Below are 2,879 nucleotides of genomic sequence, written 5' to 3' on the forward strand. Positions count from 1 at the left end.
CTGCTGGACGCGCACGAGATCGCGCGGTCCACCGGGGCCTCGTACATCGGCCCTGAGCACGTGCTGGTCGCGTTGGCGGCCAATCGGGACTCGACGGCCGGGCAGATTCTCAACGCCACGCATTTCGATCCCCGGTCCGGTTCGCCGATGGGGATGGGCGGCATTCCCAGCGGGGTGTCGGGGGGCGCCCCCGGGGACGGGGGCGATCCCACCCGGACCCGGCCCGCGCGCGACACTGCGCATCTGGACCAGTACGGGCGGGATCTGACGCGTATGGCGCGCGACGGCCGGATCGACCCGGTCATCGGGCGCGAGACGGAGATCGAGCAGACCGTGGAGGTGCTGGCGCGGCGCGGGAAGAACAACCCGGTGCTCATCGGGGAGGCCGGTGTCGGGAAGACCGCGGTGGTCGAGGGGCTGGCGCAGCGGATCGTGGAGGGCGAGGTGCCCGACATCCTGCTGGGGCGGCGGGTCGTGCAGCTGGACCTGGCCGGGGTGGTCGCCGGTACGCGCTACCGCGGGGACTTCGAGGAGCGGATGACCGGCATCATCGACGAGATCCGGGCGCACTCCGAGGAACTGGTCGTCTTCATCGACGAGTTGCACACGGTCGTGGGCGCGGGCGGCGGCTCCGAGGGCGGCCCGATGGACGCGAGCAACATGCTCAAACCGGCGCTGGCGCGCGGCGAGCTGCACGTCATCGGCGCGAGCACGCTGGAGGAGTACCGGCGGTACGTGGAGAAGGACGCCGCGCTCGCCCGCCGCTTCCAGCCCGTCCTGGTGCCCGAGCCGAGCACGGCGGACGCCACGGAGATCCTGCGGGGGCTGCGGGACCGGTACGAGGCGCACCACCAGGTGCGGTACACCGACGACGCCCTGCTGGCGGCCGTGGAGCTGTCCGACCGGTATCTGACCGACCGGTTCCTGCCCGACAAGGCGATCGACCTGATGGACCAGGCCGGGGCGCGGGTCCGACTGCGCTCGGCCACGCACAGCTCGGACGTGCGGACGCTGGAGCGCGAGGTGGACCAGCTCACCCGCGACAAGGCGCAGGCGGTGAACGCCGAGGAGTACGAGCGGGCCACCCGGCTGCGGGACCGGCTCGCGGAGTTGCAGGCGCGGATCGAGGAGAGCAAGGGCCGGGAGCAGCCCAGCGGGCACATTCCGGAGGTGGCCGTCGAGGACGTGGCCGACATCGTGTCGCGGCAGACCGGAATCCCCGTCAGCAGCCTGACGCAGGAGGAGAAGGAGCGGCTGCTGGGACTCGAGGAGCACTTGCACCAGCGGGTGGTCGGGCAGGACGAGGCGGTGACGGCGGTGGCCGACGCGGTACTGCGGTCGCGGGCCGGACTGGCCAGCCCCAGCCGTCCGATCGGCAGCTTCCTCTTCCTCGGGCCGACGGGGGTCGGCAAGACCGAGCTGGCGCGTGCCCTGGCGGAGGCGCTGTTCGGGAGCGAGGAGCGCATGGTCCGGCTGGACATGAGCGAGTACCAGGAGCGGCACATGGTCAGCCGGCTGGTCGGGGCGCCGCCCGGATACGTGGGGCACGAGGAGGCCGGGCAGTTCACGGAGGCGGTGCGCCGGCACCCGTACTCGCTGCTGCTGCTGGACGAGGTGGAGAAAGCGCACCCGGACGTCTTCAACATCCTGTTGCAGGTGCTGGACGACGGGCGGTTGACGGACTCGCAGGGCCGCACGATCGACTTCACCAACACGGTCATCGTGATGACCAGCAACCTCGGCTCGGAGGCGATCACCGGGCGCGGCGGGGCGCTGGGGTTCGGGCCCGGCGGCGGGGACTCGGAGTCGGACGAGGCAGCGCGGCGGGAGCGGGTGCTGCGGCCGCTGCGCGAGCACTTCCGGCCCGAGTTCCTCAACCGCATCGACGAGATCGTCATCTTCCGCCGGCTCTCGGACGAGCAGCTGCGGCGCATCACCGACATGCTCCTGGACGAGACCCGGCAGCGGCTGCGCGCCCAGGACGTGGCGATCGACTTCACGCCGGTGGCCGTCGACTGGCTGGCGCACGAGGGGTACCAGCCCGAGTACGGCGCCCGGCCGCTGCGCCGCACCATTCAGCGCGAGGTGGACAACCGGCTGTCCCGGATGCTGCTGGGCGGGGAACTGCTGGCGCACAGCCGGGTCGAAGTGGACGTGGAGGACGGGAAGTTGATGTTCCGGAAGGATCGGGAGAGCCGGGAGAGGGAGGGCGCGGGGGCGGCCGGGTAGCCGGGGGTTCGGTCAACTCCCCGTCCGCGCAAGCAGCAACGCGACGTCGAGCGCAGCCACCCCGATCGCCGCGAGGAACGGCACGCGCGGGCGTGAGCGTCCCATCACAGAGGCTCCGCAAGCGACCGCCACCACGGCGGCGAACACGGCCCCCGGCACCAGCCATCCGCCCAACCGGCCGCCCGGCCACCCGGCCGCCCAACCACCCGACAAGCCGGCGGCCCACCCCGCCCTCCACTCCCCCATCTCCCCATCCGCCACCGGCCCGTTCGGGAGGATCAGCAGGCCCGTGGCCGCCACCAGCGGTACGGGCAGCAGCAGGCGGGCCCGGGTCGCGCCCAGGCGCTGCGGCCAGCCGCGTACGCCGTGGCGCAGGTCGTCGTCGATGTCCGGGAGCACGTTGGCCAGGTGGGCGCCCACCCCCAGCAGCGCCGCCGCCGCGACCACCCACCACGGCGGCCACGGCCTGCCCGGCAGCCCCAAGGTGACGAAGGCCGGCAGGCCGCCGAAGCCGATCGCATACGGGAACCAGGACCACGCCGTGGACTTCAGCCCCAGGTTGTAGGCCCAGGCCGCCGCCACCCCCGCGAGGTGGACGACGCCCGCCGCCACCCCGGACGCCAGCGACAGCGGCACGCACAGGACGAGCG

The 2,879-nt window shown here is 73.0% G+C and carries 2 protein-coding genes; one reads left to right on the plus strand and one right to left on the minus strand.

Annotated features, from left to right (window positions below):
- The coding region (locus AOK16_RS24580; RefSeq protein WP_055474292.1) for an ATP-dependent Clp protease ATP-binding subunit at positions 1-2,229 on the plus strand (2,229 nt) is incomplete at its 5' end.
- A gap of 12 nt (positions 2,230-2,241) precedes the next feature.
- On the opposite strand, the gene AOK16_RS24585 is transcribed toward AOK16_RS24580, so the two are convergent.
- Positions 2,242-2,879: UbiA family prenyltransferase (locus tag AOK16_RS24585; RefSeq protein ID WP_420865403.1), on the minus strand; the 638-nt coding region annotated here is incomplete at its 5' end.

Origin of the sequence: Streptomyces pathocidini, assembly GCF_001418495.1 — a bacterium.
GTDB classification, from domain to species: Bacteria; Actinomycetota; Actinomycetes; order Streptomycetales; family Streptomycetaceae; genus Streptomyces; species Streptomyces pathocidini.